This window comes from Mesorhizobium sp. M7A.F.Ca.CA.004.12.1.1 (genome assembly GCF_003997835.1).
Lineage (GTDB): Bacteria > Pseudomonadota > Alphaproteobacteria > Rhizobiales > Rhizobiaceae > Mesorhizobium.
Window position 1 is genome coordinate 1 of sequence record NZ_RZRK01000500.1, and the last position, 4,603, is coordinate 4,603.

Below are 4,603 nucleotides of genomic sequence, written 5' to 3' on the forward strand. Positions count from 1 at the left end.
CCGCCGCAATCGTGCTGGTCGTCTCCGGCGCCATCACATGGTCGGCTGCGCCAAAATCGCCATGATTGTGGGCTTGCTGTGCCGGGCATCGGGCACAGGCATTTTCTTTCCTACTAATGTGTGACTTTATGCCCGCTGCCGTCAGCTGATTTGCGCCTAGATCGAGGAATTCGCCACAGTGTTCGTATCCTTTTTCCCGCAGCCGAAGCTCTTCTTCTCTTCGGCCGCCCTCTGGAGCCTTGCGGCAATCCTGTTCTGGTTTTTCGGTGGTGAACAATTGGGGGCGGTTTTCGGATTGCCGCCCGCAGTGGCCGGTGCGCCGCCCATCATCGGCATCGCGATCCTCATGTCGCCGCCGTTTCTATGGTTTTATCTCTATTTCGTGTTCTGCGTGGCCGTCTTCTACGCATTCTGGAGCTGGTATTCGCCGCATCCGTGGCAGCGCTGGTCGATCCTGATGACCGCGGTCATCCTGTTCTTCATCTATTTCAATGTGCAGGTCAGTGTCGCCGTCAACGCCTGGTACGGACCATTCTTCGACTATGTGCAGGGACTGATGTCGGGGACTGGAAAGTCGACCAACAGCGAATTTTATATCGGATTGGCGGATTTTTCGTGGCTCGCGCTGGTCGGCATGAATGTGCAGGTGGTCAATGCCTTCATCGTCAGCCACTGGATTTTCCGCTGGCGCACGGCGATGAACAATTATTTCGTCGAGAATTGGAGCAGGCTACGCCATATCGAGGGTGCCTCGCAGCGTATCCAGGAAGACACGATGCGGTTCTCGCAGATCATGGAAGACCTCGGCTCCAGCTTCGTCCAGTCGATCATGACATTGATCGCATTCCTGCCGGTCATGATCCAGTTGCAGGCCCATATCACTGAGTTGCCGATTATCGGCGCGATCCCGCAGCCATTGGTTGTCGCGGCCCTTGCCTGGTGTCTGTTCGGGACGATCTCGGTCATGGTTGCCGGTCTGAAACTTCCAGGGCTGCAGTTCCGCAACCAGCGTGTCGAAGCCGCCTACCGCAAGGAACTCGTCTACGGCGAGGATCATGCGGACCGCGCCCAGCCGGCCACCACCGCCGAGCTGTTCGAGAATGTTCGTCACAATTATTTCAGGCTGTATTTCCACTACATCTATTTCAACGTCGTCCGTTACACCTACCTGCAGGCCGACAACATTTTCTCGCTGCTGATCCTTGGTCCCTCACTGGTGGCGCACAAGATAACGTTCGGCGCGCTGAACCAGATTTCGAACGCATTCGGCAAGGTGACGGGGTCGCTGCAGTTTCTGCTCTCCTCCTGGTCGACCATCGTCGAGCTGCAATCTGTCCACAAGCGCCTGCGTGCCTTCGAAGCGACGCTGCAAGGCGAGCCATTGCCTGAAATCGACCAGCGCTATCTGGCAAGACAGAGCGCCGAGGACCCAGCCTAAAAACCGAGGCTTTGGAAATCGAACCGGGTTGGCGGCTCAGCCGCCGACCGAGACCTGCCTTTGGCCAGCGTCCTGTCGCGAAACATAATCGCGAAAACTGATGCATTCGACATCGGCTTTGACGCAGACGTCGCCGGCAAAGCGCTCCAGCGCGTTCCAGTAGGCGCCGTCATTCATCAGCGCGAAGTGGAAGCCGAGCTCAAGCGGAATGCGCTTGCCGGCATACTGCTTGTCGAAGGCGGCGCGAAAGGCAGCATAGGTCCGGTTGGCGAACTCGTCCGCCTGGCTTGGCCGCTCGAAGCCGCCGGAATGCCTGACATAGAGATTGTAGTCCATGGCGATCACCGGCCGTGACTTCGGTCCTTCCGGAATCTGCGGCAGCGAAAAGTGCACGATGCCGTTGCTGGCCGTCGGTCGGGCAGGGCCTTGCGAGACGCCGCTGGCATCGAATTGATATCCGGCCGCCGGCAGCGCTTCATAGAGCGCCTTGCCGGTCGACAGATACGGCGCGCGAAAGCCGACCACCGCATGCCGCGCGAAATCGCGCCAGCCCTGTGGTTCGGGTGCAATGCCGTTGATCGCATAGGCGTTCTCGAGAATGTGCTCGAACGAACTGAACTCTTTCAGCCAGTCGGCCTTGCTCCAGTCCTTGCCGTCGAAATGGCCACAGCCATGGCTGGCGATATCGTGGCCTTCATGCGCGGCAAGGCCGATCTGTTCGAGTCGCTCGGTGACTTCCTGCTTCGAGGCGGCAAAGCCGATGTTGGATTTGCCGGCGCCTTTGCCCGGTGCGGTGTATTCCTTGCGTGTCTCCGTTGACAGCAGGAAGACGCAGGAGAGAAAATAGGTGAAGTGCGCGCCGGTGCGCTCAGCCAGTGCCCGGCTGCGTTTCCACTGCGAAATGTCGCGGGCACTGTCGAACGAGATGATGACGACCTGTTTCGGCTTTGCCGGCGCCGGTGGATCGGCCAAAGCCCCACCGGCAGCGGCGAGTGCCGCAAGCGAAAACGCAACAACGCGGAACGGACGAAGCATAGGCAATCTGATCTTCACTCGGGGAATGTCTGCAAGCCGGCTATCGCCTAAATGTGGCGTGGGTGCGATTGGTCTTTTCGGCTGCCTGTCCGGGGCAAACATCCGTTTGCCCCGGACAATAGGCGATTTTCCGGTTGAACCCCTTCCATGCCGGCAAAATTTCGCTAAAACGCGGGCTGACAAAGGGCCCGACCGGGCAGGAATGGTTTGATTGATGTCCGACGACAGTTTTATCCGTGAAGTCAACGACGAGATCCGTCGCGAGCAGGCACAGGCGCTGTGGGACCGTTTTGGCCCGGCCTTGATTGTCGTTGCGGTCCTCGTGGTGCTCGGCACTGCCGCCTTCGTCGGCTATCGCTATTGGGACGAGACGCGCGCCAACCGCTCGGGCGATGCGTTCTCGCAGGCGCTGAAGCTCGCCAATGACGGCAAGAACGATGAGGCGCTGACTGCGCTCGATCAGTTGGAGAAGGATGGCTACGGCGCCTATCCGCTGCTCGCCCGCATGCGCGGCGCGACCGTCAAAGCGAACAAGGGCGATGTCCCCGCCGCCGTCAAGGATTTCGACGAAGTCGCCGCGGATACGGCCATTCCCCAGGGAATTCGCGACATGGCGCGGCTGCGGGCAGCACTGCTGCTCGTCGACCATGGTTCCTTTGCCGACGTCTCCAGCCGTGTCGAGGCGCTGACATCCGACACCAACACGCTACGCCACACGGCGCGCGAGGCACTCGGCCTTTCCGCCTGGAAGGAAGGCAAGACGCAGGATGCGCTGAAACTGTTCGACCAGATCGCCGCCGATGACGGCGCGCCGCGCAACACCCGCGAGCGCGCAACATTGATGTCCGAGCTGATCCGCGGGTCGGGCAGTGCGTCGTGACCTTCAAAGTCGCCATCATCGGCAGACCTAACGTCGGCAAATCGACTCTTTTCAATCGGCTGGTGGGAAGGAAGCTGGCGCTCGTCGACGACACGCCGGGCGTCACCCGCGACCGTCGCGTCCATGCCGCCAAGCTTTACGACCTGCATTTCGACGTCATCGACACCGCCGGCTTCGAGGACGCGGGCGCCTCGACCTTGCCCGGCCGCATGCGTGCGCAGACCGAGATCGCCATCCGGGATGCCGACCTGATCTTCTTCACCATCGACGCCAAGTCCGGCCTGTTGCCCGACGACAGGACCTTCGCCGAGATCGTGCGCAAGTCCGGCAAGCCGGTCGTGCTGGTCGCCAACAAGGCCGAGGCCAAGGGCGCCCAGGGCGGCATGCTGGAGGCCTGGGAACTCGGCCTTGGCGAGCCGATCCCGGTTTCGGCCGAGCATGGCCAGGGCTTGCCTGACCTGCGCGACGCCGTGATCGGCGCGCTCGGCGAAGCGCGCGCCTTCGGCGAAGAAGAAGATGGCGAAGACGAAGACGTCGCTGCCGGCGAGGTGCTGATCGGCGAGGATATCGCCGATCCGGATGCCGAGCACACCTATGACGACACCAAGCCGATGCGCATTGCCGTCGTCGGCCGTCCCAATGCCGGCAAGTCGACGCTGATCAACGCGCTGATCGGCGACGAGCGGCTGCTCACCGGACCGGAAGCCGGCATTACCCGTGATTCGATCTCGGTCGATTGGGATTGGCATGGTCGCCGCCTGAAATTGTTCGACACAGCCGGCATGCGCCGCAAGGCCAGGATTCATGAAAAGCTGGAAGTGATGTCGGTGCAGGACGGTCTGCGCGCCATCCGGTTTGCCGAGATCGTCATCATCGTGCTCGACGCCACCATCCCCTTCGAGAAGCAGGATCTGCAGATCGCCGACCTGATCATCAGGGAAGGCCGGGCGCCGGTGATCGCCTTCAACAAATGGGATCTGATCGACCATCCCCAGGAACTTCTGGCCGAACTGCGAGAGAAGACGGAACGGCTTCTTCCCCAGGCGCGCGGCCTCCAGGCCGTACCTGTCTCCGGCGAGACCGGGCGCGGCCTCGACAAGCTGATGGATGCCGTCATCAGGACGCACAAGGTGTGGAACAGCCGCGTCTCGACCGGCAAGCTCAACCGTTGGCTGGAAGGCATCCTGGCACACCACCCGCCGCCTGCCGTGGCCGGGCGCCGGCTGAAGGTCAAATACGTCACCCAGGCC

At 61.4% G+C, this 4,603-nt stretch carries 5 protein-coding genes; 3 read left to right on the top strand and 2 right to left on the bottom strand.

The window, feature by feature from the left end; all coding sequences use genetic code 11:
• Nucleotides 1–277, bottom strand: a 277-nt coding sequence (locus EN984_RS38270; protein WP_206517467.1) for a hypothetical protein, incomplete at its 3' end; no start/stop codon positions are given.
• On the opposite strand from EN984_RS38270, the gene sbmA reads away from it, so the two are divergent.
• Complete coding sequence (sbmA, locus tag EN984_RS23520) at nucleotides 179–1,438, top strand: peptide antibiotic transporter SbmA (RefSeq protein WP_127271341.1); 1,260 nt, start codon at nucleotides 179–181, stop codon at nucleotides 1,436–1,438. The two genes, EN984_RS38270 and sbmA, sit on opposite strands and share 99 nt — an antisense overlap.
• A 36-nt stretch (nucleotides 1,439–1,474) precedes the next feature.
• Here sbmA and EN984_RS23525 read toward each other — a convergent pair whose 3' ends face one another.
• Nucleotides 1,475–2,473 carry a polysaccharide deacetylase gene (locus EN984_RS23525; RefSeq protein WP_127273545.1) on the bottom strand — a complete coding sequence of 333 codons (999 nt, stop codon included), beginning with the start codon at nucleotides 2,471–2,473 and terminating at the stop codon, nucleotides 1,475–1,477.
• A 214-nt stretch (nucleotides 2,474–2,687) separates the two neighbouring features.
• Between EN984_RS23525 and EN984_RS23530 the strand changes: the two genes are divergently transcribed.
• Nucleotides 2,688–3,353 carry a tetratricopeptide repeat protein gene (locus EN984_RS23530; RefSeq protein ID WP_127272332.1) on the top strand — a complete coding sequence of 222 codons (666 nt, stop codon included), beginning with the start codon at nucleotides 2,688–2,690 and terminating at the stop codon, nucleotides 3,351–3,353.
• Nucleotides 3,350–4,603: ribosome biogenesis GTPase Der (der, locus tag EN984_RS23535; RefSeq protein WP_127383975.1), on the top strand; the 1,254-nt coding region annotated here is incomplete at its 3' end. The genes EN984_RS23530 and der, both read left to right, overlap by 4 nt.